The 25,323-nt window shown below is 69.0% G+C and carries 24 protein-coding genes and 1 pseudogene; 12 read left to right on the top strand and 13 right to left on the bottom strand.

Features of this window, described 5'->3' with window-relative positions; all coding sequences use genetic code 11:
* Nucleotides 1–91 precede the first annotated feature (91 nt).
* On the bottom strand, nucleotides 92–691 hold the full coding sequence (locus ACL03I_RS18735; protein ID WP_412806558.1) for a TetR/AcrR family transcriptional regulator: 600 nt from the start codon (nucleotides 689–691) through the stop codon (nucleotides 92–94).
* Between the two features lie 108 nt (nucleotides 692–799).
* Between ACL03I_RS18735 and ACL03I_RS18730 the strand changes: the two genes are divergently transcribed.
* Nucleotides 800–1,819: a crotonase/enoyl-CoA hydratase family protein gene (locus ACL03I_RS18730; protein ID WP_412806557.1), complete on the top strand. Its 1,020-nt coding sequence runs from the start codon at nucleotides 800–802 to the stop codon at nucleotides 1,817–1,819.
* A 103-nt stretch (nucleotides 1,820–1,922) separates the two neighbouring features.
* On the opposite strand, the gene ACL03I_RS18725 is transcribed toward ACL03I_RS18730, so the two are convergent.
* On the bottom strand, nucleotides 1,923–4,490 hold the full coding sequence (locus ACL03I_RS18725) for an MFS transporter (RefSeq protein ID WP_412806556.1): 2,568 nt from the start codon (nucleotides 4,488–4,490) through the stop codon (nucleotides 1,923–1,925).
* A 9-nt stretch (nucleotides 4,491–4,499) separates the two neighbouring features.
* On the bottom strand, nucleotides 4,500–4,997 hold the full coding sequence (locus ACL03I_RS18720) for a MarR family winged helix-turn-helix transcriptional regulator (RefSeq protein WP_355075754.1): 498 nt from the start codon (nucleotides 4,995–4,997) through the stop codon (nucleotides 4,500–4,502).
* Nucleotides 4,998–5,131: 134 nt separating this feature from the next.
* Here ACL03I_RS18720 and ACL03I_RS18715 point away from each other — a divergent pair, with 134 nt between their 5' ends.
* Nucleotides 5,132–5,941: an APH(3'') family aminoglycoside O-phosphotransferase gene (locus ACL03I_RS18715; RefSeq protein WP_412806555.1), complete on the top strand. Its 810-nt coding sequence runs from the start codon at nucleotides 5,132–5,134 to the stop codon at nucleotides 5,939–5,941.
* 5 nt (nucleotides 5,942–5,946) lie between these two features.
* Here the strand turns inward: ACL03I_RS18715 and ACL03I_RS18710 are convergent, their stop codons facing one another.
* Entirely contained in the window at nucleotides 5,947–6,270 is a 324-nt protein-coding gene (locus ACL03I_RS18710) for a YbjQ family protein (RefSeq protein ID WP_355075979.1), read from the bottom strand.
* 360 nt (nucleotides 6,271–6,630) lie between these two features.
* Between ACL03I_RS18710 and ACL03I_RS18705 the strand changes: the two genes are divergently transcribed.
* Together ACL03I_RS18705 and ACL03I_RS18700 are read left to right on the top strand one after the other, a co-directional pair.
* Nucleotides 6,631–7,305 carry a hypothetical protein gene (locus ACL03I_RS18705; protein WP_364429950.1) on the top strand — a complete coding sequence of 225 codons (675 nt, stop codon included), beginning with the start codon at nucleotides 6,631–6,633 and terminating at the stop codon, nucleotides 7,303–7,305.
* Between the two features lie 110 nt (nucleotides 7,306–7,415).
* A complete protein-coding gene (locus ACL03I_RS18700) occupies nucleotides 7,416–8,690 on the top strand; it encodes a lipase family protein (protein WP_412806554.1) in 1,275 nt (424 codons plus the stop codon).
* An 18-nt stretch (nucleotides 8,691–8,708) separates the two neighbouring features.
* Here the strand turns inward: ACL03I_RS18700 and ACL03I_RS18695 are convergent.
* Nucleotides 8,709–9,765: pseudogene (locus tag ACL03I_RS18695) on the bottom strand (phosphotransferase family protein).
* Nucleotides 9,762–10,970 (bottom strand): acyl-CoA dehydrogenase family protein, encoded by a 1,209-nt coding sequence (locus ACL03I_RS18690; RefSeq protein ID WP_355075763.1) that lies wholly within the window; start codon nucleotides 10,968–10,970, stop codon nucleotides 9,762–9,764. Before ACL03I_RS18690 ends, ACL03I_RS18695 begins: the two are co-directional and overlap by 4 nt.
* 90 nt (nucleotides 10,971–11,060) lie before the next feature.
* On the opposite strand from ACL03I_RS18690, the gene ACL03I_RS18685 reads away from it, so the two are divergent.
* The gene (locus ACL03I_RS18685; RefSeq protein WP_355075765.1) at nucleotides 11,061–11,672 is read left to right on the top strand and encodes a TetR/AcrR family transcriptional regulator; all 612 of its coding nucleotides are present in this window, start codon (nucleotides 11,061–11,063) and stop codon (nucleotides 11,670–11,672) included.
* Nucleotides 11,673–12,078: 406 nt separating this feature from the next.
* The gene (locus ACL03I_RS18680) at nucleotides 12,079–13,647 is read left to right on the top strand and encodes a hypothetical protein (RefSeq protein WP_412806553.1); all 1,569 of its coding nucleotides are present in this window, start codon (nucleotides 12,079–12,081) and stop codon (nucleotides 13,645–13,647) included.
* An 87-nt stretch (nucleotides 13,648–13,734) separates the two neighbouring features.
* Here the strand turns inward: ACL03I_RS18680 and ACL03I_RS18675 are convergent, their stop codons facing one another.
* Nucleotides 13,735–14,271: a PadR family transcriptional regulator gene (locus ACL03I_RS18675; RefSeq protein WP_355075767.1), complete on the bottom strand. Its 537-nt coding sequence runs from the start codon at nucleotides 14,269–14,271 to the stop codon at nucleotides 13,735–13,737.
* A 141-nt stretch (nucleotides 14,272–14,412) separates the two neighbouring features.
* Between ACL03I_RS18675 and ACL03I_RS18670 the strand changes: the two genes are divergently transcribed.
* From ACL03I_RS18670 to ACL03I_RS18655, 4 genes are all read left to right on the top strand, one after another.
* Nucleotides 14,413–15,285: an SDR family NAD(P)-dependent oxidoreductase gene (locus ACL03I_RS18670; protein ID WP_412806552.1), complete on the top strand. Its 873-nt coding sequence runs from the start codon at nucleotides 14,413–14,415 to the stop codon at nucleotides 15,283–15,285.
* The gene (locus tag ACL03I_RS18665; RefSeq protein ID WP_364429931.1) at nucleotides 15,282–16,124 is read left to right on the top strand and encodes an SDR family NAD(P)-dependent oxidoreductase; all 843 of its coding nucleotides are present in this window, start codon (nucleotides 15,282–15,284) and stop codon (nucleotides 16,122–16,124) included. Before ACL03I_RS18670 ends, ACL03I_RS18665 begins: the two co-directional genes overlap by 4 nt.
* Before the next feature lie 63 nt (nucleotides 16,125–16,187).
* Complete coding sequence (locus ACL03I_RS18660) at nucleotides 16,188–16,793, top strand: ClpP family protease (protein WP_364429928.1); 606 nt, start codon at nucleotides 16,188–16,190, stop codon at nucleotides 16,791–16,793.
* 145 nt (nucleotides 16,794–16,938) lie between these two features.
* The gene (locus ACL03I_RS18655) at nucleotides 16,939–17,532 is read left to right on the top strand and encodes a ClpP family protease (protein ID WP_355075775.1); all 594 of its coding nucleotides are present in this window, start codon (nucleotides 16,939–16,941) and stop codon (nucleotides 17,530–17,532) included.
* Here ACL03I_RS18655 and ACL03I_RS18650 read toward each other — a convergent pair whose 3' ends face one another.
* Nucleotides 17,533–17,919 (bottom strand): helix-turn-helix domain-containing protein, encoded by a 387-nt coding sequence (locus tag ACL03I_RS18650; protein ID WP_355075777.1) that lies wholly within the window; start codon nucleotides 17,917–17,919, stop codon nucleotides 17,533–17,535.
* Between the two features lie 129 nt (nucleotides 17,920–18,048).
* Here ACL03I_RS18650 and ilvD point away from each other — a divergent pair, with 129 nt between their 5' ends.
* Nucleotides 18,049–19,755, top strand: coding sequence for a dihydroxy-acid dehydratase (ilvD, locus tag ACL03I_RS18645; protein ID WP_355075779.1), 1,707 nt, complete (start codon nucleotides 18,049–18,051; stop codon nucleotides 19,753–19,755).
* A gap of 314 nt (nucleotides 19,756–20,069) precedes the next feature.
* On the opposite strand, the gene ACL03I_RS18640 is transcribed toward ilvD, so the two are convergent.
* The 4 genes from ACL03I_RS18640 to ACL03I_RS18625 form a co-directional block, all read right to left on the bottom strand.
* Nucleotides 20,070–20,798, bottom strand: coding sequence for an alpha/beta fold hydrolase (locus tag ACL03I_RS18640; protein ID WP_355075781.1), 729 nt, complete (start codon nucleotides 20,796–20,798; stop codon nucleotides 20,070–20,072).
* Between the two features lie 37 nt (nucleotides 20,799–20,835).
* Nucleotides 20,836–21,801, bottom strand: coding sequence for an alpha/beta hydrolase (locus ACL03I_RS18635; RefSeq protein ID WP_355075783.1), 966 nt, complete (start codon nucleotides 21,799–21,801; stop codon nucleotides 20,836–20,838).
* Nucleotides 21,802–21,840: 39 nt separating this feature from the next.
* Nucleotides 21,841–22,563, bottom strand: a complete 723-nt coding sequence (locus ACL03I_RS18630; protein WP_355075785.1) for an alpha/beta fold hydrolase — start codon at nucleotides 22,561–22,563, stop codon at nucleotides 21,841–21,843.
* A 103-nt stretch (nucleotides 22,564–22,666) separates the two neighbouring features.
* The gene (locus ACL03I_RS18625) at nucleotides 22,667–23,674 is read right to left on the bottom strand and encodes a GlxA family transcriptional regulator (protein ID WP_379254187.1); all 1,008 of its coding nucleotides are present in this window, start codon (nucleotides 23,672–23,674) and stop codon (nucleotides 22,667–22,669) included.
* Between the two features lie 77 nt (nucleotides 23,675–23,751).
* On the opposite strand from ACL03I_RS18625, the gene ACL03I_RS18620 reads away from it, so the two are divergent.
* Entirely contained in the window at nucleotides 23,752–24,363 is a 612-nt protein-coding gene (locus ACL03I_RS18620; RefSeq protein WP_397279212.1) for a TetR/AcrR family transcriptional regulator, read from the top strand.
* A 24-nt stretch (nucleotides 24,364–24,387) separates the two neighbouring features.
* Here the strand turns inward: ACL03I_RS18620 and ACL03I_RS18615 are convergent, their stop codons facing one another.
* Nucleotides 24,388–25,251: a helix-turn-helix transcriptional regulator gene (locus ACL03I_RS18615; RefSeq protein WP_412806551.1), complete on the bottom strand. Its 864-nt coding sequence runs from the start codon at nucleotides 25,249–25,251 to the stop codon at nucleotides 24,388–24,390.
* Nucleotides 25,252–25,323 lie beyond the last annotated feature (72 nt).

The following is a 25,323-nucleotide window of genomic DNA, read 5'->3' as shown; positions in this document are numbered from 1 at the left end:
CCAGGATAGCGAGAGTGTGTGAGACGGCACAATCCGGGGCGCAAGTGACGCGTATCACAGCGAGTTCGGTCGCCTCGACGCTCCTTGATTGCTAAATGCCTGATGCGAGCAGAACTGCGATGGCCTGTGCCCATCGGTCGATGGTTGCCGTGGCGGCGCGCTCCGAAGTGCGCAGCGGACGGGACATCGCGGTGCCGCGCAGGATCGCGACGGTGAGATCGCGGACGGCCGGATAGCCGGGGTGGGCGACGAGGCTCGGGCCGAACAGCGCGTCCACCACGCGCCGCAAGTCGCGCCCGGCTTCTCGTTCGGCCACGCGCAACGCCTCGGCAAGCGCCGGATCGGTCCGCGCGGCCGTCCACAGTTCGAACTCGGCTTGCGCCGCCGGTCGCGCCATCGATTCGTAGAGGGCGGTCAAGGCGCGCGGCACGGGATCGGCTCCGTCGCCGAGTCCGGCCGCGATCTCTCGTACCGCCGCTTCGTTGCGCGCGACCAGATGGCCGACCAGGTCGGTGATCAACGCGCCGAGGGTCGGGAAGTGATGCAGCAGCGCTCCGCGGCTGACCTGCGCGGCACGCTGAACGGAGAGGGTGGACAGTGCCCGGTAGCCCTGTTCGGCCAGCAGGTCGGCGGCGGCGTCGAGGATGCGGGCGCGGGTCGCCCGTTTCTGTTCCTCGCGTAGTCCGGCCATTCCGGCTCCCTCCGTCGGCGCGACATTTTCACAGTCAATGTTGACTGTCAATCGGCGTTTGCGCCAGACTGCGGAGACGGGTTCGGGACCAGCGTCGAAGGGAAAGCGATGACCGACAGTGACATCAGGGCCGATGGCGACTCGGGCGCGTGGTATCGCGGGTGGACCGAGCAGCCGGACTCGCCGTGGGCCGGACGCCCGGACCCGGACGACGCACGCGAGTACCGGACGCTGACTTACGAGCGGGACGGCCGCATCGCGCGCATCACCTTCAACCGGCCGGAGAAGGGCAACGCGATCACGCCCGACACACCGAACGACCTGGCGCACGCGGTGGAACGCGCGGATCTGGACCCGCGGGTGCACGTGATCCTGTTGTCCGGGCGCGGCAAGGGATTCTGCGGCGGATACGACCTGAGCATGTTCGCCGAGCAGAGTTTCGCGGTGGCAGGCGGTCCCGGCGACGCGGCGGGGACGGTCGTCGACCCGGTGGTGCAGGGCCGCAATCACGATCCGGCGCGGACCTGGGACCCGATGATCGACTACGCGATGATGAGTCGGTTCAACCGCGGTTTCGCCAGCCTGATGCACGCGAACAAGCCGACCGTGGCCAAACTGCACGGCTTCGCCGTGGCGGGCGGCAGCGACATCGCCCTGTTCGCCGATCAGATCATCTGCGCCGACGACACCAAGATCGGCTACCCGCCCACCCGGGTCTGGGGTGTCCCGGCGGCGGGCATGTGGGCGCATCGCCTCGGCGACCAGCGCGCCAAGCGTCTGCTGTTCACCGGCGACTGCCTTACGGGCAGGCAAGCGGTGGAATGGGGCCTGGCGATCGAATCCTGGCCGGCCGACGAACTCGACGCGCGCACCGAGGAATTCGTCGCGCGGATCGCGCGCATGCCGATCAACCAGCTGATGATGGCCAAACTGGCGCTGAACTCGGCGCTGTACGCCCAGGGTGTGGCGAACTCCGGCATGATCAGCACCGTCTTCGACGGGATCTCCCGGCACACCACGGAGGGTTACGCCTTCCAAACCCGCGCTGCTACCGCCGGTTTCCGCACGGCGGTCCGGGAACGCGACGAACCATTCGGCGACCACAAACGCGGCCGGCCGGAGGAATGATTCGCTTCTGAGCCGAGTGAGAATCGGCCGAATCCACCGGCGCGAACGGCGAGGGGCGGTGGTCCGGTGACCACCGCCCCTCCTCCGTACGCCGGAAAATCCGTCAGCGGACGGGCGGGACCTTCCCGGTCGCCTCGTCCTCGAGGTCGTAGCCCAGCCGCACGTCGTGGGCCACCTCGCCGCCGCTCACCGTGATCCGGCTGGTCACCGCGGGATAGCCCCGGGCGACGACCGTGTAGTCGCCTTCGGCGAGATCCGCGACGACATAGCGGCCGTTCTCGTCGGTGCGCGTCGTCGCGGTCAGCACGCCCGCCGCGTCGAGCACGCTGATCTGCACGTCCGCGACCGCCCGGCCGCCGTCCGCCCACGCCGACCCGGCCAGCACCGCCATCGGCGTGAGAACGATCTCGTGGTGCAGCAATCCGCTGTCCGGCACGGTCAGCGCGGTCGCGCTGGGACGCATGTGCTCGGCGACCGCCACGACGGTGTACGTGCCTGGCACCACGCCGTGGCAAACGTAGCCGCCGTCGCCCTCGGCGGTCGCGGATCCGACGACCTCGCCGTCCAGATCGGTCAGCGTGATGGTCGCGCCCGGCAGCGGCTCGCCCAGGGTGCTGGACCGGACCACGCCGGACACCTCGCCGGAGCCGAGCAAGGTGATGTCGAATTGCTGCGGCCGGTCTGCGACGGTCACGTTGACCGCGGCGGGCTGATGTCCCGCGGCCGACACGATCAGCACGTAGTTGCCCGCGTCGGGCACGCCGACGAGGTAACTGCCGTCCGCGCCGCCGTTCGTCCGCGCGGCCTGCCGCCCCTGATGGTCGATCAGCGTGAGTGCGGCGGCGGGCACCGGCCTGCCGTCCTCGCGATGGACGTAGCCGTTGAGCGAACGGCCTTCGTGCTCGGCGCCGTCGAAATTCGCCCGCGGCTCGCGCAGGTACGCGCCGTTGGCCGCCGGTTCGCCCGAGGCGTAGCCGCCCGCGGCCGCGGCGAGCACCGGTTCCGGCTCCGACAGCGCCTGCGCGGCGCCCTCCCAGACCTGATCCGCGTCCCAGTGCGACTCGGCGGCCTCGGTCTGCTCGACCGGCGTCTGCGCGGCGGGCGCCGGAGTGTCCTGGAGCGGGATCTCTTTCATGAACATCAGCACCACGCAGGCCAGCAGCGCGACCGCGCCCGCCGCGTAGAACACCCCGTGCATGGAGTTGGTGAAGCCGGTGAGGATCGGCACCTTCAGCGCGTCGGGCAGCGCCGCGATGCCGCTGGTGTTGGACTGCATGCCGCTGAGCTGCTCGGTCCCGAACCCGGGTGGCAGCGCGCCGCCGAACGCGTCGGTGATCCGGTGCGGCAGCAGATTGAACAGAATGGTCAGGAACACCGCGACGCCGAGCGTGCCGCCCATCTGCCGGAAGAAGGTGGCCGACGCGGTGGAAACACCCATGTCGGAGCGCGGACCGGCGTTCTGCGCGGCGATGATCAGCGTCTGCATACAACAGCCGAGCCCGAGCCCGATCAGTCCGCCGATGGCCAGCGGCTGCCACAGCGGGCTGTCGTAGTGCACCTGCGCGTACAGGACCGCGCCGACCGCGACGATGAACGTGCCCGTCACCGGCAGGATCTTGTAGCGGCCCGTGCTCTTGGTGATCCGCCCCGCGGCCTGCGAGCCGATCATGATGCCGAGCACCAAGGGCAGCATCAGCAGACCGGCCTTGGTCGGCGAGTAGCCGCGCACGACCTGGAAGTACTGCGGAACCATGGTGATCGCGCCGAACATCGCGACGCCGACGATGAATCCGCCCGCGATGGTGACGCTGAAGGTCGAATTCTTGAACAGCCGCAACGGGATCAGCGCGGAGTCCTTCATGAAGAACTCGACCAGGAGGAACAGCACCAGACCCGCCGCGCCGATGCCGTAGCAGAGCAGCGAGCGGTGCGAGGACCATCCCCAGTGCCTGCCTTGTTCGGCGACGATCAGCAGCGGCACCACGCAGATGGTCAGCGTCAGCGCGCCGAACCAGTCGATCCGGTGATGCTGGCGCTGGTGCGGCACGTTGAGCACCTTGGCGACCACGAGCAGGGCGAGCACGCCGACCGGGACGTTCACCAGGAACACCCACCGCCAGCCCTCGATGCCGCCGAGCTGTTCGTAGTCGGAGAAGAAGCCGCCGAGCACCGGGCCCAGCACCGTGGCCGTGCCGAAGACCATCATGAAATAGCCCTGGTAACGCACTCGTTCGCGCGCCGGGACGATGTCGCCGATGATGGTGAACGCCAGCGACATCAGGCCGCCCGCGCCCAGGCCCTGGAACGCGCGGAACGCGGCGAGCTGGTACATCGAGGTGGCGAAGGTGCACGCCACCGAACCGATCACGAACAGGCTGATCGCCGTGAGGTAGAACGGCTTACGGCCGTAGATGTCGGCCAATTTGCCGTACAGCGGCGTGGTGATCGTGGCGGTGATCAGGTAAGCGGTGGTCGCCCAGGCCTGTTCGTCGAAACCGTGCAGGCTGTTGGCGATCTTGACGATCGCGACGCTGACGATGTTCTGGTCGAGCGCGGCCAGGAACATGCCGAGCAGCAGCCCGGACAGGATGGTCAGGATCTGCCGGTGCGACAGTGACGTGTCCGCGCCTGCGGCCGGGTTCCGCGGAGCCCGGGTGGTGGAAGTCGTCATGAATGAGCCCTATTTCGGATCGGCTGGGTGTCGGGTGGTGGTCTCTATTCCTGCGGTGAGCCGGTCGAGCAGCGCGGTCAAGGTGTCGCGGTCCGATGCGGGCCAGTCGGCCAGGATGTCGGCCAGCCACCGGTTGCGCTGGGCGCGATTCTCCTCGAAGACGCGAACGCCTTCCGCGGTGGCCGCCAGCACGCACGCCCGGCCGTCGACCGGGTCGGCCCGGCGCTCGACCAGGCCGTGTGCCACGAGTTGTCTGCTCTGTCTGCTGATGGTGGATGCCTCGGCGTGCAGCAGTTCGGCGAGCCTGCCCGCGCGCTGCGGTCCCTCGTGCACGAGGGAGAACAGCACGGCGTAGGCGAGTCGCTCCAGTCCGTCCGGACCCGGCCGGACGGGCTGCCATTTCGCCCGGTTGACCGCGCGCATGAACCGGACCAGCCGCTGACCGAGTTCGTCGGCGGCCGCGAGTTCGGCCGCCGTGATCCGGCGCTCGCGAGCGGTTGCGGACATGACACTCACCTCGATGTTCCCCACCAGCACATTGATTGGCAACCACAACTAGTTGCTTTAAGCAACTATACATCCGGGTTGCCGGGGGTCTGCGAGGTGGGTCACGCGCCGGTTCCGTTGCTACCGTCGATGGCGTGTCCGAGTCGCTTGTCCGCTTCCGTGCTGCCTTGCTGTCCGATTGCCGATGGGCGCCGGTCGGCAGCGGGGAGTCCGGCGCCGAGGTGTTCCGGTCCGCCGACGGCTCCCGCTACGCCAAGTGTGCCGATCCCGGTGGGGTCGCGGACCTCGCGCTGGAGCGGGACAAGATCGTCTGGCTCGGCAGCCACGATATGCCCGGCCCCCGGGTGCTGGACTGGCGGGACGGCGACGATGGCGCCTGCCTGGTGACCAGCGCGGTCCCGGGCGTGCCCGCGGACGCGGTATCCGGCGAGACACTGGGCCGCGCTTGGGAATCCATCGCGGACACGGTGCGGCGCCTGCACGAGGTGCCCACCGAGCAGTGCCCGTTCGATCGTGGCCTGGCGCGGATGTTCGCGATGGCCCAGGACGTGGTGGTCCGGGGTGCGGTGCACACCGAGTTCCTCCCCGAGGAACAGCAGGGCACTCCGCCCACCGTCCTGCTCACCAGGCTGGCCGGTGAGCTGGAGCCGAGGATGACCCAGGAGTTCGCCGAAGCCGTGGTGTGCCACGGCGATCTGTGCCTGCCCAACATCATCCTCGATCCGGAAACGCACACGGTGGCCGGTTTCGTCGACCTCGGGCGTCTCGGCATCGCCGACCCCTACGCCGATATCGCCTTGCTGCTCGCCAATTCCCGGGAGTCATGGCAAGACGAGCGGCGCGCCGAACAGGCCGACCGGACATTCGCCGCCCGCTACGGCATCGAGCTGGATGCCGATCGTCAGCGCTTCTTCCTCCATCTGGACCCGCTGACCTGGGGTTAGCTCGATCAGGCAGAGGGTTTGAGCAGAACGGCGGTGCCGTACGCCGCCACCTCGCTCATCGTCCCGGCGATCTCGTTGCAGTCGAAGCGCATCGCGATGACCGCGTTCGCGCCGAACGACATGGCGTGCTGACACATCCGCATGATCGCCTCGTGCCGCGATTGGTAGAGCAGCTGGGTGTACTCGGGGATCTCCCCGCCGCCCAGCGAACGGAAACCGGCGCTGAAGTTCGAGCCGAAGCTGCGGCTGCGCACGGTCAGCCCGGCGACCTCGCCGAAGACCCGGGCGATCTCCTGTCCGGGAACGTCGTTCATGGTCGAGACCAGGATGGGGAACTGCGGTCCCGGCGGCGGGGGCGGAGGATACGGCTGCGGCGGCTGGTGCGCGGGATGTTGCGGATAGGGCGGCGGCATCGGCTGGCTCATGTGCGGGATGCTACGGCGGCAGGGCGGCCGCGTCGCTTCCGTCCGCGGCGAGATCGCCCGGAGGCCCGGAATCGCACCGACCGCCCGGTCCCGATCGGCCGGTTTCGCGTGTTCCGGGACTGTCGTGGCGGAGTTCGTCCTTGCCTGTTGAGCATTCGACCGACAGAATCCGAAGAGATATGCAATGTTGTTATTGCGCAACGGCATTGAGAGGGAACCCACGGTGGCCGAATAGGCACCGGTAAAAGGGGGTGCGGCGAGATCATGTCGTCGAACACGTCCGAGCCCGGCGGCCGACGCGCCCGCCCGGGCCAGGTCGGGGCCGGACGCGTGCCCACGTGGCCCGGGATGATCTCCGCCGACGAGCCGCCGCCGCGCCGGGAACGCGACCGGCATCGGACCCACCGCGATCGACGCCGTGCCCGGCGCGGCGCTCGGCGCGCGTGGCTGGTCGGCGGTGCCGGGCTGGCCGCCTCGCTCGCCGCGGCCGCGCTGGTCCTGGTCTACACCGACGCGGCGTCGGCTCCCCGGCAATCGGCCACGGTAGCGGACCCGGTGCTCGGCGGCGGTCCCGGCTGTGAGCCGACCCGGGGCGCACAGTTGGTGCGCGGCAACGGGACCGGCTCCACGGCCTCGGGGCCGGACGTGATCCTGGCCTTCCAGCACGCCTACTACGCGACCCGGTCCGGAGCGGTAGCGCGATCGTTGACGGCGCCCGACGCCGTGGTGCCGCCGGTCGCCGTGATCGATGCAGGCATCGCCTCCGTCCCTACCGGAACGCAGCACTGCGTCATGATCACCCCCATGCTCGACGGACGCTACGACGTGGTCATCACCGAGTTGCGACCCGACGCCACGAGCCGCACCTACCGGCAGTTCGTCACCGTGGTCACCGCCGACGGCGGATCCACCATCGCCAAGATCACCGCACCGAACTGAGTCCGATCTCCCGTTCGAGCGCGGGGACTTTCGTTACGATGCCACTGCCGGGGCGGTCGATCGGCGCGAAATGCGGTGCATAAGCGATCGATTCCAAGGGGAGGTCGTCGGTGGTGTTCGCACGGTGGTGCGCGGTTGTCGGAACCGCTCTTTCGGTGCTGCTGGCGATACCGGGCCCGCCGTCACAGGCGGAGCCGCGACTCCCGGCGGTGGCGGATCCGGCGCCGCCGGAGCAGGACCCCTTCTATCGGCCGCCCGCCGAGCTGATCGGCGCCCAGCGGCCCGGCGGAATCCTCGCCGCGCGGCCGGTCACCATCGCGAACCAGGCGCCTGGGGCGCTGGATGCCGAGGCATGGCAGATCTCCTACCGGTCGAACAACAGCGCCGACCAGCCCATCGCCGCCGTCGCGACGCTGCTGAAACCGCCCGCGGCGAACGGGAAGCTGGTGTCGCTGCACGCCGCCGAGGATTCCACCGGACTGTTCTGCGCGCCGTCCTATACCGTGCGCCGGTCGATGGGGGCCGGTTTGGTGGACGGGCAGATCGACCCGTTGCGCAGCGCTGCGGCGCTGTTGGCGCAGGGGTGGACGGTCGTGGTGCCGGATCATCAAGGGCCGAACTCGGCGTTCGCCCACGGCCCGCTGGCCGCGCGGATCGCCCTGGACGGCATCCGCGCCGCGGAGCGGTTCGGTCCGCTGGGACTGCCTGGACCGGATACCGAGGTGGCGATGTGGGGCTATTCCGGAGGTTCGGTCCCCACGTTGCACGGCGCCGAGTCGCGCAGCTCCTACGCGCCGGAGGTGAACCTGGTCGGCGTCGTCTCCGGCGGTACCGACGTCGACCTCGAGGCGCTGTCGCTGGCGGCGAACAAGGGGCCGGGCGCGGGCCTGGTCGCGGCCGCCATCATCGGTCTGGCCCGCGAGGAGCCGGAATTGGACGCCTACCTGCGGGCGAACGCGACGCCGACGGGACGGCGGTTGCTCGACGCGAAGGACAGCGGCTGCGTGCTGTATCAGGCCGCGACGGAACCGTTCCTCGACATCGACAGCCTGGTCCAGGGCGGTCTACTGCACACGCCGGTGCTGCGCGCGGTCTTCGACCGCACCAGAATGGGCAAGTCGGTGCCCGACGCACCGGTCTTCCTCTACCACGCGACCGCGGACTGGCTCGTCCCGATCGGTCCCGCCGACGCACTCGCCGCCGCCTACTGCCGCGACCCCGCCGCTCGCGTCACCTACATCCGTGACCACGCGAGCGAACATCTGACCCTCAACACCCTTGCCGAGCAGAGCGTGGTCGCTTGGCTGCGCGACCGATTCGCCGGGATACCGGTCGCCAACGGCTGCGCCGTCGCGGATGTGGGGTCCATCGCGCTCGGTCGATGACGGAGTTCGCGTGACGTGTTACTCGAGGCCCGCGTCCTTCCGGCAGCGGAAATCCAGGTAGTTGATCATCTTCCAGAAATCCTTGAACGCCGGGTTCGTGGTCTGGCCGTGGTGGTAGCGGTAGTAGATCTGCTGGGCGATGACGGCCAGGCGGAACAGCCCGAAGACCTCGTAGAACGGCCAGTTCTCGGCGGAACGGCCGGTGCGCGCGCAATAGTGTTCGACGATCTGCGCGCGGGTCAGCATGCCGGGCAGGTGACTCGGCTGGCGGCGGGAAGCCCGCATGACCTCGTCGTCGTCCGCCTGCACCCAATAGGCCAGCGCGCCACCGAGATCCATCAGTCGGGTCGCCCAGCGTCGCCATTTCCCAATCGAGCACACCGACGATCGTGCCGGAGCCCGACGGATCCAGCACCAGATTGTCGAGCCGGAAGTCGTTGTGGATGACAGTGGTGGCGACGTCCGCGGGCTGGTTGGCATCGAGCCAGGCCATCACCGCGGCGAAATCGCTGACATTGTCGGTGCGCGCGTTCACGAAGCGCCGCGACCACCCCGCGACTTGGCGGCCGACATAGCCCGCGCCTTTGCCGATTCCGGTAAGACCGGCCGCCTCGGGGTCGACCTGGTGCAATTCGATCAGGCAGTCGAAAGCCGTGGTGGACAACCGCTTCGCCTGATCGGGGGACAGGCTGGTGCCCTCCGGCAGATCGCCGCGCAGGATCGTCCCCGCCACCCGCTCCATCACGTAGAAATCGCTGCCGATCACGTCCGGATCGGCGCACCGGGCCACCATCCGCGGCACGTAGCGATAGTGCGGACGCAGCCGCTCCTGCACCAGGAACTCGCGGCCCATGTCGTGCGCGGAAGCCGCCTTCGTTCCGCTCGGCGGACGGCGCAGGATCAGGTCACGATCCGGGTAGCGCAGCAGATACGTCAGATTGGACGCGCCGCCGGAGAATTGGCGCACCTCGGGCGGCTCGCTCAGACCGGGAACCCGCTCGGCGAGCCAGGTGTGCAGGGCGGCGACGTCGAAGGCGTCCTCCGCGCGGACGGCGGTGGCCTCCGGAGCGCTCACCGGTCGGTCCCGTATTTACGCAGCTCCTGCCGGGCGATCACGCCGAGGTGCACCTCGTCGGGGCCGTCGGCGAAGCGCAGCGAACGAATGCCGGCGAACGCGCGCGCCAGCGGGAAGTCATCGGAAAGCCCCGCCCCGCCGTGCAATTGGATCGCCATGTCCAGCACCTCTTGGGTCATCCTCGGCACGACCGCTTTGATCTGGGAGACCTCGCTGCGCGCGCCGGCCAAGCCCTTGGTGTCCAGCAGCCAGGCGGTGTGCAGGACCAGCAACCGCGCCTGATCGATCGCGACGCGCGCGTTGGCGATGCGCTCGCGGTTCCCGCCGAGGTTGGCCAGCGGCTTGCCGAACGCGGTGCGCGACAGGGCGCGGCGGCAGCCCAGTTCGAGCGCGCGCTCGGCTAGGCCGATGGCGCGCATGCAGTGGTGGATGCGGCCGGGACCGAGACGGCCCTGCGCGATCTCGAAGCCACGTCCCGGCCCGGCGATCACGGCGTCCAGCGGCAGCCGCACGTCGGTGAAAGTGACCTCGCCGTGGCCGAAGGGCTCGTCCAGGTAGCCGAAGGTGGTGAGCATCCGTTCGACCCGCACGCCCGGGGTGTCCAGCGGAACCAGCACCATCGAATGCCGCTGGTAGGGGTGCGCCTCCGGGTCGGTGAGGCCCATGAAGATGACGAACTTGCAGTTCGGGTGGCCGATGCCGGTGCTCCACCATTTGCGGCCGTTGAGCACGATCTCCTCACCGTCCACCACGGCGGTCGCGGCCATATTGGTCGCGTCGGAGGAGGCCACCTCGGGTTCGGTCATGCAGAACGCCGAGCGGATCGTGCCGTCCAGCAGCGGTCGCAGCCACTGCTGCCGCTGCTCGATGCTGCCGTAGTGCAGCAGGACCTCGGCGTTGCCGGTGTCGGGTGCGTTGCAGTTGAACACTTCCGGCGCCCACCCGGAACTGCCCATCGCCTCCGCCATCGGGGCGTAGTCGACGTTGCTCAGGCCCGCGCCGAGTTCCGGATCGGGCAGGAAGAGGTTCCACAGACCCGCGTCCCGCGCCTTCTTCTTGAGCTCCTCGACCACCGGCGGAACCGCCCATGGCGATTCCCGCAGGGCGGCGGCGTGCTCCTCGTCGCGCGGCTCGATCTCGTCGCGCACGAACTGCCGCACCTGATCGGTGAGGCGGACGGCTCGATCGGAGTGCGTGAAGTCCATACCCATCCTCGAGGTCTGCTGAGCATTGCTCAACTTCCGGTCAGGTCATTGGTAGCATATTGTTGAGCATTGCTCAATAGAGGAGGGTGGATGACCGAGGTCGCCGTGGAGCCGGGCGGCCGGCGCTCGGCGGACGACCGGCGCAGGCAGCTGATCGGAATCGGCCTGGGCATGCTGATCGACCGGCCCTGGCACCGGATCACCGTCGACGCGGTCGCGCAGCAGGCGGGCATCTCGCGCGGGCTGCTGTTCCACTACTTCCCGACCAAGCAGGACTATTACGCGCAACTCGTCCGCGCCGCGTCGCAGCGATTCCTGCGCGCCACCGGCCCGGACCCCGACGCCGCGGACCCGCTCGCTTCGATGATCGCGAACTTCGTGAGCTACATGCGCAAGCGCAGCGGACCGCTGGTGGGGCTGCTGCGCGCCGCCGGGCAGGACCCGGTCCTCGAATCGATCATGGAGCGGATGCACGACGAACTGACCGATCGGGTGTTCGCCGCGCTCGGCAGGCCCGCGCGGTCGACCGCCGAGCGCCTGGTGGTGCGTTCGTGGTGGGCGATGGCCGAGGACCTGACGGTGCAGTGGTTGTCCCGCGACGACATCGACCAGGACCGGCTGGACTCGTTGCTGTTCGACACATTGTCGCGGGTGCTCGACTCGGTGGACGCCGAATGCCGGGCGGATCCGCCTGCGGAGTGAGCCGCCCGGTGCGAGAAGGTTTCCGCGATTCGGCGGGCCGGAATGGCCGCGCGAAATACTTGGTGCGCGGAAATGGCGGAACGCGGTCGGCCCGGTGCCGCCGAGGGGCGAATCTCGACGGCACCGGCGTATCCGAACGCGCTGCGGGAGCGCACGCGCCGCCGCGAAGGGAAAGCGCGCCAGTTCAGCATAGAGCGATCAATGGTCTGGCGCGCGGGGAAGGAAGTGCCTGCGACCGCCGGGAAATCACGTCGCACAGCGTGTGTCGTCCGCGGCACGCCGAATAGTTTTGCGAGATGGCAAATGAACAGTTTCGCCGGTAGCGGTGGATCGACTATGAATAAACCGTGCCGTTGCCATACGTGATCACTTGTCTGCCATCGCGTCTCCCGTGCGGGGAGCGCTGATGGTCATCGAACATCCCATCGAGGACGAGGTTACACAGCTGGCGAGGCGGGTCGAGAAGGCCCGTGGACGGCTCGCCTACCAGTTCGATCCCGCGCTCACCGAGGCGCTGTCGGAGGACGAACTGTATGCCGAACGTGAGCTCGCCGAACGGATTCGCACCCAGGAGCGCGGACAGCGCTGGAAAGAGGCGCAGGCTGCCGCCGCGGCATCCGACCGCGCCAGGCAGACCACCGAAGCGATCGAGAAGGCCGACATGCGAGATCTCCTGCTCGCCCGCAAGGCGATTGCCGCGCAGCGACGCGAATCCAGCCCGCACGCGAAGCTGGCCTCGCTGTATCGGCATCGGTCCTGGTCGCTGCGCGCGCTGGCGGGTGTCGTCGCGGCGGGCATGTTGTGGTCGGCGGTCAACGTCCAGCACAACATCGCTCCCGGCGGCGCGACCGATCCGCTCTACTGGTTCAGCTACCTGCTCGAAGGCATGATCAGCGTCTGCCTGATCATCATCATGATCGGCACGAACAAAGTCGCCGAATGGGGTGTGATCGACAACCGCCGCCAGGTCGCGACGGCCGAAGTCGCCCTGCTGGCGCTGACCGTCAGCCTCAACACCTATCCCTACTTGCGCGCGGGCGCCTGGTACGACGCGGCCGTGCACGCCATCGCGCCGGTGATGATCGGTGTCGCGCTGCTCATCCACGACGCCGCGAGCGCTCGCTACGGCCTCGCCATCGCCAGGGCCACCGAGCAGGTCCGTGACCTGCCCGACCCGGCCGAGCAGATCCGGCTCACGCTGCCCAGATACCGCGCGCCGGTCGCGCCCGAGGCGCCGAGCGCTCCACCCGAACAGCGGCACTACGAACCGCCTCCTGTTGTCCCGGCGCCCCCGGAGGAGATCGTCGAGCAGGACGTGGTCGAGGTCGCCGAAATCCAGTTCCTGCCGGAGGTCTCCGACGAGCAGCCCGTGGCCACGGTGAAAGCCGAGAAGAAGCGGCCGCCGGTCGAGGCGCCCCGCAAGCCCGTGCTGCCCGAGTCCATCGAAGATCTCGACGCGATGGCGGCTTTCGACGCGCGCCCCACGTCGCCGGTGCAGGTCAAGGACACCGACGTCATCGTCACCAATGGCGGTGCGCCCGCCGCCAATGGGAAGAAGCTCGCTGCGAACGAGCCCGCACCGGTATCGGCCGCGAAGGCCGAGTCCCGGCCGGCCGCGCGCGTGCCCGCCGAAGACTCCGCGGCGAAGGTGGTCGTCCGGCAGACGCCGCCGGCCAAGCCGCGTACGCCGGTGGCCGAGGCGGAGGTCTCGACGGCCGAGATCCCGGCCGTCACCCGGCAACCGCTGGCGGACGGCAAGAGCGACAGCTCGACGCCGGAGCCGAAGAACGGCAAGGACAGCCCCGCGCCCGACGTCGCGCAAGCGCCGACGGCTCGCCCGCCGGACATCTACGACACCGGTTCGTTCCGCGTCGCCGACATCCTCGAGCAGGAACTCGCCGAACTGCAGGCCGAACGCCGCCGCGCCCGCACCAGCAGGCAGCGTTCCGCCTCCACCGCGGGTCGCGAGTCCTAGCGAGTACGCCCCCCGGTAAGGATGCCCGCCGGCGCACCACGCGCCCGGCGGGCATCGGCGTCTTCCGGTCGGAATACGCTGGGATCGTCAGGATTCCGGGTCGGACAAAGGCGCTGTCTTCGCCCACTCCGCCCACTCGGCGAGGGCGTCGTACAGTCGGACCGCGGCTTCGACCGTGACACGCATCGAGCGGGTCTGCGGGGAGTCGCCGAAGTCCCCGCGGTCTTTGGCGTTCGCGTACTCGCGGTAGATTTCCGCCTTCTCCCGGTAGAACCGGGCTTCCCTGGTGAGGTGCGCCTCCAGTTCGTCGGAGTTCAACAGCCAGAAGAACAACGAGCGCAGGACCGGTTCCAGACGGATGGTGTGGTCCACATCGACGTGCACCAGCCAGCGGCGCAACTCGGCGACGCCGTCGTCGGTGATGCGGTACTCCTTGCGCCGGCGCGGGCCCTCCGCCGCCGCCTCGACCAGTCCTTCTTCCGCGAGCCTGGTCAGCTCCCCGTAGATCTGGGGATGCTTGGCGGGCCAGATCGCGCCGAGCATCTCCTCGAATCGGCGCGTCAGGTCGTAGCCACTGCCGGGCTGGTCGGCGAGAAGTCCGAGTAACCCGTGACGCAGTGACATCGACGCTCCCTATTCCGTGATCAGTGGCCCGGCTGGAGCGTACCTCTGTCGTTCTGCCGTAGTTCACCGTCTTGACTGTTCCAACATGTACATTTATACATGTTGCAAGGAACATGTGGTTGCCTACTTATGGAGGCTGATATGACGACTCAGGGTTCGAAGGCGGTGCTGATCACCGGTGCGGGCGGCGGAATCGGTTCCGCCACCGTCGAGGCATTCGCCGCGCGGGGCTACCGCGTCTACGCCGGAGTGCGGACGCTGCGAAACGCCCCCCGGTTCGGGCACGCGAACGTCGTGCCGGTGGAACTCGATGTGACCGACAGCGCGGGCGTTCGCCATGCGCTCGACGCGGTCGCGGCCGACCGTGGCCCAGCCGGATTGCAGGTGCTGGTGAACAACGCGGGCGTCATCGTGCAGGGGCCGCTGGAGCTGGTCCCCGACGCGGAACTGCACCGGCAGTTCGACATCAACGTCTACGGCCCGCACCGGGTCCTGGTGGCCGCACTTCCGCTGTTGCGGGCTGGCGGCGGCCGGGTGATCAACATCAGCGCGGCGAGCGCTCGCACCGCGATGCCGTACCTGGGACCGATCTCGGCGAGCAAGGCCGCGCTCGAATCGTTGTCCCACGCGGCACGCGTCGAGCTCGCGCCCTGGGGCATCCCGGTCTCTGTGGTGGAGCCGGGCGCGCTCGAGACGACGATCTTCGCCAAGGCCGAATCGGCTGCGCGCGAAGCACTCTTGCTGGCCGACGCCGACCGTGTCGAGCTCTACCGCGCACAATTGGCCGCCGTCGAAAAGGCGCTGGCGGAACAGAAGACACGGCCGGTCGGCACGGTGGTCGACGCGATCGTGCGGGCAGCCGAGGCCAGGCGGCCCAAAGACTGCTACGTCGCGAGTTCGGACGCACGCATGCTGCGGATGCTCGCGTATCTGCCTTTCCGCCTGCGCGATCGGGTGATCGCCGGTGCATTGGGCTTGGGCAAATCCGACGTAGCGGCCGGAGCGGCGCGATGAGCCGGATCGTGTTCGCCGGAGCCACGTCCGGGCTGGGACGGCAAGCGGCACTGCGGCTGGCGAAGGACGGCCACGACCTCGTGCTGGTCGGCCGCGACGCGGACAAAGGCGCGCGGCTGGCTCGCGAGACCGGTGGCCGGTTCGTGCGCGCCGATCTGGCGGTCTCGACGGGTATCGACCACGTCGCGGAGCAGGTCGCCGAGCGGTTCGACGGCGTGGACATCTTGATCAACAACGCCGGTGTCATGACGCCCGAACGTCGCGTGACCGGCGAGGGAATCGAGCTGAATCTCGCCGTCCATCATCTCGCGCCGTTCTCCCTGACCGGACGACTGCTGCCGTTGCTGTGTCGCGGCGGCGGCCGGGTGGTCAACGTCAATTCCGAAGGCCACCGGCAGTCGATGTTCCGCGCGGGCCCGGTGCGCATCGACTTCGACGACTTGCCGAGCGAGCGGAACTTCGACCCGTTCGTGACCTACAGCCGTACCAAGTTGGCCAACCTGTTGTTCACCTACGAACTGCGTCGCAGGTACCCGCAATTGACTGTGGCCGCATTGCATCCCGGCTTCGTGCGCACCGACCTCGGCCGAGAATTCCCACGGGCGCGGGTGGCGATGCTGCACCTGACGGCATTGTCCGCGCGGCAAGGCGCCGCGCCGGTCGTCCACCTGGCGACGACGCGGGATCTGGTGAACGGGGCCTATTACAACCGCTTCACCGAGACGCGCAGCTCGGACGCGTCCTACGACCGGGATACCGCGCTGCGGCTGTGGGAGGTGACCGAACGGCTGCGTGGCCCGTTCGCCGCCCCGGTTCGGGATCCCTCGCTCGACTGCTGAGAGCGGATCTGCCGAGGGCAGCAGGGGAACGGTCCGGCGCCACGCGTGCGGCACCGTGGAGCCATGGCTCACGATGACAAGACTCCGATGTTCAGCTGGCGGGCACGCGAGCAACTGCTCAGTCGCCGCATCGTCGTGCTCGACGGCGCGCTCGACGACGACAACGGGACGCTGCTGATGACCCAGCTGCTCACGCTCGCCGCCGAGGATCCCGAGGCGGGTATCTCACTGTGGATCCATTCGCCGGGCGGATCGGTCCCCTCGATGCTCGCCATCCGCGACGTCATGCGGCTGGTGCCGTGCGAAGTCTCCACGCTCGCGCTCGGATTGGCTTGCAGCGCGGGACAATTTCTCTTGTCGTCGGGCACCAAGGGTAAACGTTTCGCGCTGCCGCACGCCCGGGTGCTGATGCACCAGGGATCGGCGGGCATCGGCGGCACGGCCGTCGACGTCGAGGTCCAGGCCGACGATCTGCGCTACACCGTGGACACCGTGCTCGGGATCATCGCCGAGGACACCGGCCAGCCGTTCGATCGGATCTACGAGGATTCGCTGCACGACCGATGGTTCACGGCCGCGCAGGCCAAGGAGTACGGCTTCATCGACCACATCGTCGACTCGTTCGGGCAGGTCGTCCCGCAACGCCAGCGAATCGGGATCTCGGCATGATCGGTCAGCCCCGGAGGCGGCAGCGCAGCGTGACCACGGAGGGGCCCGATCATGCCGGAAGCGGGCACAGCATGATCGGTCAGCCCCGGAGGCGGCAGCGCGGCGTGACCACGGAGGGGCCCGATCATGCCGGAAAGGACACAGCATGAGCACCTACACCATCCCGAATGTGATCGCGCAGCATCCGCGTGGCGGGGAGCGGATCACCGACATCTACTCCCACCTGCTCGCCGAGCGCATCGTCTACCTCGGCACGCCGATCGACTCCGGGGTCGCCAACGCGCTCATCGCGCAGCTGCTGCACCTGGAATCGGAGAGCCCGGAGCAGGAGATCAACCTCTACATCAACTGCGAGGGCGGCGATCTGTCCTCCATGCTCGCCGTGTACGACACCATGCAGCACATTCGTTCGCCCATACAGACCACCTGCGTCGGCCAGGCGATCGCGGTCGGCGCGGTGCTGCTTGCGGGCGGCGAGCCGGGCCGTCGCGCCATGCTCCCGCACGCCAGGGTGGTGCTGCACCAACCCGCCGCACGTGGACAGGGCGCGATTCCCGACCTGATCCTGCAGGCCGACGAGCTGGTGCGGTTGCGGGCGGAGATCGAGTCGATCCTGTCCCGGCACACCGGGCAGTCGGTGGAGCGACTTCGGCACGACACCGACCGCGACCGGGTCTTCACCGCGTCGGCCGCGATCGAGTACGGCCTGGTCGACCAGGTTCTGGGACGGCGCGACTGATCAGGCCGCCAGCGCCATCAGCGTGGGCCCGGTGCCGGAACGCGGCGCCGACCGCGGCAGGAGGGCGATCCTGCGGCGCGCGCGGAGTTCGTCCGCCACCTGGCCGGTGAGCTCACCCAGCGTGGTGGCGAGCGATCCGGCCAGGGCGGCGATCATCTCGCTCGACGGCTCCTTGCGTCCCCGCTCGACCTCCGACAGATACTGCGGGGAGATACCCGCCCGCCGGGCCGTCTCGACCAGCGTCTCGCCGCGGTCCTGCCGCAGGGTGCGCAACTGTTCGCCGAGCACCTCGCGCCACAAGGGTTCCGGCGGCGTTCGCGAGTCCGGTTGAGGGGTGCGGTCATCGCGTCCACCGGGAATCGAGTGCAGTCTCGGGTGCTCGCTCATGAGCAGAGCGTACGGTTCCGGGCCGCCGGAGTGCCCGGCATTACGCTCAGGGCGGACGAGCGGCGGGTCTTCGCGAATTCGGCGTGGTCGTCGCGGTAATCGGCGCGGAGGCGAGCATGATGGGAAACCGTGCCCGAGAACTCGAAAGTCCCCGATCTGAAACCGCGCAGCCGTGACGTCACCGACGGGCTGGAGAAGACCGCCGCTCGCGGGATGTTGCGCGCGGTCGGCATGGGCGACGACGACTGGGAGAAGCCGCAGATCGGCGTGGCCTCCTCGTGGAACGAGATCACGCCCTGCAATCTGTCTCTGGAGCGACTCGCCCGGGGCTGCAAGGACGGCGTCTTCTCCGGCGGCGGCTTCCCCATGCAGTTCGGCACCATCTCGGTGTCCGACGGCATCTCCATGGGACACGAGGGGATGCACTTCTCCCTGGTCTCACGTGAGGTGATCGCCGACTCCGTCGAGACGGTGATGCAGGCCGAGCGGCTCGACGGTTCGGTGCTGCTGGCCGGCTGTGACAAATCGCTGCCCGGGATGCTGATGGCCGCGGCCCGGCTGAACCTGGCGAGCGTGTTCCTGTACGCGGGGTCGATCCTGCCCGGCATCGCGAAGCTCTCCGACGGCAGCGAGCGCGAAGTGACGATCATCGACGCCTTCGAAGCGGTCGGCGCCTGCGCCCGAGGGTTGATGAGCCGTGACGACGTCGCCGCGATCGAGCGGGCGATCTGTCCCGGCGAAGGCGCATGCGGCGGCATGTACACCGCCAACACCATGGCCAGCGCGGCCGAGGCGCTGGGCATGTCGCTGCCCGGCAGCGCGGCGCCGCCCGCGACCGACCGGCGCCGCGACGGTTACGCCCGCCGCAGCGGCGAGGCCGTGGTCGAGTTGATCCGCCAGGGCATCACCCCGTCGGACATTCTCACCAAACCCGCTTTCGAGAACGCGATCGCGGTCGTCATGGCGTTCGGCGGCTCCACCAATGCCGTGCTGCACCTATTGGCCATCGCGCACGAGGCGAATGTCGACCTGTCGCTGGACGACTTCGCGCGCATCGGTCGCCGTGTGCCGCACCTGGCGGACGTCAAGCCCTTCGGCAACCACGTGATGACCGATGTGGACCGGATCGGCGGCGTGCCGGTCATGATGAAAGCCTTGCTCGATGCCGGGTTGCTGCACGGCGACTGCCTGACCGTGACGGGTCGGACGGTGGCGGAGAACCTGGCCGACATCACCCCGCCGGACCCCGACGGCAAGGTGATCCGCGCGATGGCCGCGCCGATCCATCCGACCGGTGGCATCACCATCCTCTCCGGTTCTCTCGCGCCGGATGGCGCCGTGGTCAAGTCGGCGGGTTTCGACTCCGACGTGTTCACCGGCACGGCACGGGTTTTCGATCGGGAACGGGCCGCGATGGACGCCCTCGAAGACGGCACGATCGCGGCCGGCGACGTGGTCGTCATCCGGTACGAGGGGCCGAAGGGCGGTCCCGGGATGCGCGAGATGCTGGCCATCACCGCGGCCATCAAAGGCGCGGGCCTGGGCAAGGACGTGTTGCTGCTCACCGACGGGCGGTTCTCCGGCGGCACCACGGGCCTGTGCGTCGGGCACGTCGCGCCGGAAGCCGTCGACGGCGGCCCGATCGCCTTCGTGCGTGACGGCGACCCCATTCGGCTCGATGTCGCCGAGGGCACGCTCGACCTGCTGGTCGATGCCGACGAACTCGCCCGCCGCCGCGCCGGCTGGGAACCGTTGCCGCCCCGCTACACCCGCGGCGTCCTGGCCAAGTACACGAAGCTGGTGGGCTCGGCTTCGATCGGTGCCGTCTGCGGCTGACGGATGCTCGATGCCGCGCACGACAGGGCCGAGTATCGAGGCCGCGCAGGCTGAGAACCGTTGCCGCCGATTGCATCGCAATGTCGTATCGAAGTACGCGGAGCTGGTGGCCCGGGCTCGATCAGGGCTGTGCGGCTGAGGAATTCGGTGCAGCGCAAGGCATCCGGTCTAGTACTGCGACCGCGCCTAGCTCTGTGAACTGGTTGTACGGCTCGACGGCTCGCCGCCAGTCGAGCTACGGAGGAGGGGATGGGTCGGGCCCGCGCGGGGGAATCTCCCACCGCGCGGGCCGCTTTGCGTGACCGCGCTGATCCCTAACCGGCGGCGGCTCGGGCGATCAGCTCACCGACTGCGTCGGGAGCGGACACCGAGACCGCGTGCGAGGCCGAGACCTCGACGATTTCGGCGCTCGCGCGTTCGGCCATGAACCGCTGCGCCTCCACCGGAATGTTCTTGTCCTCGCCGGTGACCAGCGCGAACGACCGGATGTCCTGCCAAGCGGTGGCCGTCGCGGGCTGTTGCAACGCGTCGAGGGCGACCGGTCGCTGGGTCGCGGCCATCAGCTCGGCCGTGGCGGCGGGCACGTCGGCGGCGAACTGCCGGTGGAATTCCGCCTGCCGGATGTAGAGCTCGGTACCGGTGCCCCCGTCGGGAAGCGGATAGGACGCGGCCCGGGTAGTGGGCCCGAGCGTCGATCCGGGGAACTTGTCGGTCAATTGCAGTGCGCTCTCGCCTACATCCGGAATGAACGCGGCGATATAGACGAGCGCTTCGACGTCGCTCCGTCCGGCGGCGGCCACCGTGATGACGCTTCCGCCGTAGGAATGGCCGACCAGAACGCTCGGCCCTTCCACGGAATCGAGTACCGACGCGACATAGGCCGCGTCACTGTCCAGACCGCGCAGTGGATTAGCGGCCGCGATCACGGGATGTCCCTGTGCGCGCAGCCGTTCGATGACCCCGTTCCAGCTGGACGAGTCGGCGAACGCGCCGTGGACCAGCACGATGGTCGGCGTGGAAGGACTGACGGGCTCGGTGCTCACAAGTGTGGTTCCTTCGAATCGGGTGGTCGGGGACCGGTCAGTCGGTGTACAGCGCGGACCGCAACGTCGCGACGGCCTGCGCCACCGCGGCTTTGGCGGCATGGGTGTCGTGCAGCGAGTTGACCATCACGAAGTCGTGGACGATCCCGCCGTAGCGCACCTGGGTGACCGGCACGCCCGCGGCGCGCAACTTGCCCGCGAAGGCCTCGCCCTCGTCGCGCAGCACGTCGGCTTCGGCGGTGATGACCAGCGCGGGCGGCAGCCCGGCCAGTTGCTCGGTGGTCGCCCGCAGCGGTGAGACGGTGATCTGCGCGCGCTCGTCGGCGCTGGTGGTGTACTGATCCCAGAACCACTTCATGCCCTCGCGGGTGAGGAAGTAGCCCTCGGCGAACTGCTGGTAGGAGCCGGTGTCGAAGTTGGCGTCGGTGACCGGGTAGAACAGCACCTGCTGAACGAAGGAGACGTCGCCGCGCTCCTTGGCCATCAGGGTCAGCGCGATGGCCATGTTGCCACCGACCGAGTCACCCGCGATCGCGATCCGGGACGAGTCGAGGCCCTTCGTCGCGCCCTCCGCGGTAACCCACTGCGCCACCCGGTAGGACTGCTCGTTGGCCACGGGATACCGCACATCGGGCGACCGGTCGTATTCGGGGAAGACCACGGCGGCGTGCGTGCCGACGGCCAGGTCGCGAACCAGGCGGTCGTGGGTGTGCGCGTCGCCGAAAACCCATCCCGCGCCGTGGGTGTAGATGATCACCGGCAGCGTTTCGGTGACGCCCTGCGGCTTGACGATCCGAACCCGCACCGAGCCCGTCGGGCCGCCCTCGACCGTGATCCACTCCTCGTCGACCTCGGGCTTGAAGATCGGCGCGTCCTGCACGGAGTCCACCGCCTTGCGCCCCTCCTCGGGCGGGAGCTGGTAGAGGAACGGCGGCTGCGAGGTCGCGTCGACGAACTCCTGCGCCGCCGGTTCGAGCGAGATGCCCAGCGGGTTACCTGACATGATCGTGCCTCTCGTAGAAGTGGTGGAAACTGCGGTTATTCAGGCGGATTGATCGATCGCGCCGGTGATGACAGCCACGACTTCGTCAGGGTGGGTCTGCATCACCAGGTGTGGTCCGTCGATCTCGACCACCGCGCGCATTCCGGCTCGCTGGTAGCCGAATCGTTCGACGTCGGGGTTGATGGTGCGGTCGGCGCCGGACACGATGCCCCAGGCCGGTTTCGTCTTCCACGCGGCCGCCGAGGCGGGCTCGGTGAACGCGAACGCCGACAGCGGCCGCTGCGAGACCGCGAGGACCGCGGCCTTCGCCGGGTCCAGGCCCGCGGCGAAGACATCGGGGAAGGCGTCGATGGCGACCGAGACGTCCGTGCCGGGCTCGTCACCCTCGATCGGGTACGGCGCGTAGACGAGGTTGGCCGCCAGATCGGAATCCGGGAATCCGCCCTGTAATTGCCCGAGGCTCTCGCCTTCTTCCAGGGCGTAACCGGACACGTAGACCAAGCCCACCACGTTGTCGGCGACGCCTGCCACGGTGATGACGGCGCCGCCGTAGGAGTGGCCGGCCAGCAGGACGGGGCCGTCGATCCGTTCCACGAACGACTTGATGTAGGCCGCGTCCGCCGACAGGCTGCGGTTGAACACCGGGGGAACCACGACGCGATGGCCCTGGTCGAGCAGCCGTGCGGTGACGGGGGACCAGCTCGAGGCGTCGGCGAAGGCGCCGTGCACCAGAACGATGGTCGGACTTGCCGGGGCGGACATCGGTTTCCTTTCTCCAGCGCTCGGTGAGCGGCGCTGTGGCCGACTCAGTCTCGGCCGTAGGCCCCGCCGCGCGCCCCTCCCCACGGGCCACAAAAGCCTCCGTTCAGGACACGGCCTGCTCCAGCGCCGGATCGATCCGGGCGGTCGACCGGAAACGCTGCTGGTACTTGCGCGGGGAAATGCCAACGCGTGCCACGAAGGCCCTGCGCAACGCCTCGCTGGTGCCGTACCCCGCGGCCATGGCGGTCTCCGTCACGCTGTATCCGGCGTGCAGCATGTCCCTGGCCGTGCCGAAGCGGATGAACGCGACGTATTCCGCGGGCGAGCGTTCCAGTTCCGCGCGGAACAGCCGGGTCAGATGCCGGACGCTGACCCGTGCGTGGGCGGCCAGCGTCTGCACCGTATGCGGATAAGCGGGGTCCGCGCAGATCAGATCCACCACCCCGCGCACCAGCGGGCTGCGCGGCGCCGGTCCGGTGAGCGACGCGGAGAACTGTGACTGACCGCCCGCGCGCTGCATGTAGACCACCAGCGCCTGCGCGACGCGCCGCGCGACGTCGGCGCCGTGGTCCTCTTCGACCAGCGCCAGGGCGAGATCGACGCCCGCGGCGACCCCGGCCGAGCTGTACAGATTGCCGTCCCGCACGAAGATCGCGTCCGGGTCCACCTCGATCGACGGATAGCGTCGCGCGAGCTCGGTCGCGAATTTCCAGTGCGTCGTCGCGCGGCGCCCGTCGAACAGGCCCAGATCGGCCAGGACGAACGCACCGCTGCAAATGGACGCCAGCCTGCGGGTGTTGCAGGAAAGATGCCGCGCGGCCGCCAAGACCTCCGGTGTCATGAACTTCCCTGGTGGCAGCTCGCTGCCCGGAATCACCACGGTGTCGAAACGACCCGCGTCGGCCGCCGCACAGCTCACCTCCACCCGCGCGCCGATCGAGGTCTGCGCGTCCTTGCCGTCAGCCGAGACCAGCACCACCTCGTACCCCGCCACCGACTGATTGGCCTCGACGAACACCTCGGCGGGCCCGACGAAGTCGAGCATCTTCACGCCGTCGAAGACCAGGATGCCCACCCGTTTGCTGGGCGAGGCGGCGAATTTGTTGGACATGTCACCATTATTGTGGAGGCACGGCTCCAGAACAAGCGATGTGCCGCAGTTCGCACGCCGATTGGTACGGTGAGCACATGGGACGGCCGCGACGATTCGACGAGTCGAACCTGCTCGACGCCGCGACCGAGTTGTTCTGGTCGAAGGGTTTCGACAGCACTTCGGTGGAAGACGTCTCGCTCGCGACCGGCGTCGGGAACGGGAGCATCTACGCCGCCTACGGCAGCAAGCGCGGACTGTTCCTGGCCGCGTTCGAACGCTATTGCGAGGGCCGTGCGCGTCTGGTGCGCGATGCCATCGGTTCGGCGGGCGGTTCGGCGCGCTCCGCGGTGCGCGCGCTGTATCAAGCGATCATCGAAGACTGCGCGGCGCAACCGGATCGGCGCGGTTGCCTGATGATCAACAGCATCGCGCAGCTCGGCACTCGGATCCCCGAAGTCGCCACCATCGGCAGCCGCACCACCACCGAGATGGAGCGGGGCGTCGCCGACCGGCTGCGGCCCGCGATGCACGACGCGGGAGACGACGACGAAGCCACGCTCTCGGCGGTCAGCGCCGCTGTCGTGGTGGTCGCCCAGGGCCTGATCCAGCTCAGCCGTCAGGGATTTCCAGCACAGCGGCTGCACGAGATCGCCGATGTGTCGAGCGCGGCCTTACCGCGGGAATGGGCCGATCAGCTCGTGCACTGACCCGGGACGTCGATCGCCGTGCGTTCAGGGCAGTGTGCCCGCCGCGCGCCCGTTGGTGACGCGCAGGAGGTCGAGCTTCCCCGCGTCCTCGCTGCCGCCTGCCGCCGTGTAGGTGACCATGCGGAGGTCGGCGCCCGGGACGACGAGGACGTCGCAGTCGAGGGTGATGTCGCCGAGCTCGGGATGCCGGACCGTCTTCCGGTCGCTGGTGTGCTGCGACGCTGTCGCCGTCGTCCACAGCTGGGCGAATGCGGCGGAGGTGTCGCGCAATTCCCGCACGAGACGATCGAGTCCCGCGTCGGCGGGATAGCGGGACACCGCGTCCCTGAGATCGGCCACGATCGACGCCGCGAAGGCGCCGTGCCCGCGGTCGGACCGGAACGGACGCATCGAGGCGCGGGCCGCGCCGGTGCCGAAAACCGCACGGGCGAGGTTGCGCTCGCCGACCGGGACCAGCGCGGGGTCACCATGCAGCCCGCTCCACATGCCGTTCCACCACAGCAGCGTCCAGTCGGCGCCGAACACCCCGATCGGGACGTCGCCGAGGCGGGCGGTGAGCCGTTGGATGCCCGGCGGGACATGCGTGCCGATCGTCCCGTCCCGCGGGGGCAGCAATCCGGCTGCGCGATACAGCTCGTCGCGCTCGGTCCTGGACAGTTGCAGGGCCCGCGCGAGGGCGCCGACCACCTGCGCGGAGGGGTTACGCGCGCGACCCTGCTCCAAGCGCAAGACGTAGTCGACCGAGAGTCCGGCCAGCTGCGCGAGCTCCTCACGGCGCAATCCCGGAGCACGACGGCCGCCGGTCACCGGGAACCCGGCGTCGGCGGGCGCGAGACGATCCCGCCAGGCGTGCAGGAGCGCGCCGAAATCGGAGCGAGCGGAAGCCATGCGCTCATTCTCGCCGCCGCGCGCCGCATCAGCCTGGGTACTGTCAGTCCTGGTGACGAGCGCGGCACTGGC

Origin of the sequence: Nocardia sichangensis (assembly GCF_047200615.1) — a bacterium.
In the GTDB taxonomy this organism is placed as follows: Bacteria; Actinomycetota; Actinomycetes; order Mycobacteriales; family Mycobacteriaceae; genus Nocardia; species Nocardia sichangensis.
Note: the sequence above shows the minus strand (reverse complement) of the source record. Positions and strands in the feature narration are given on the sequence as shown.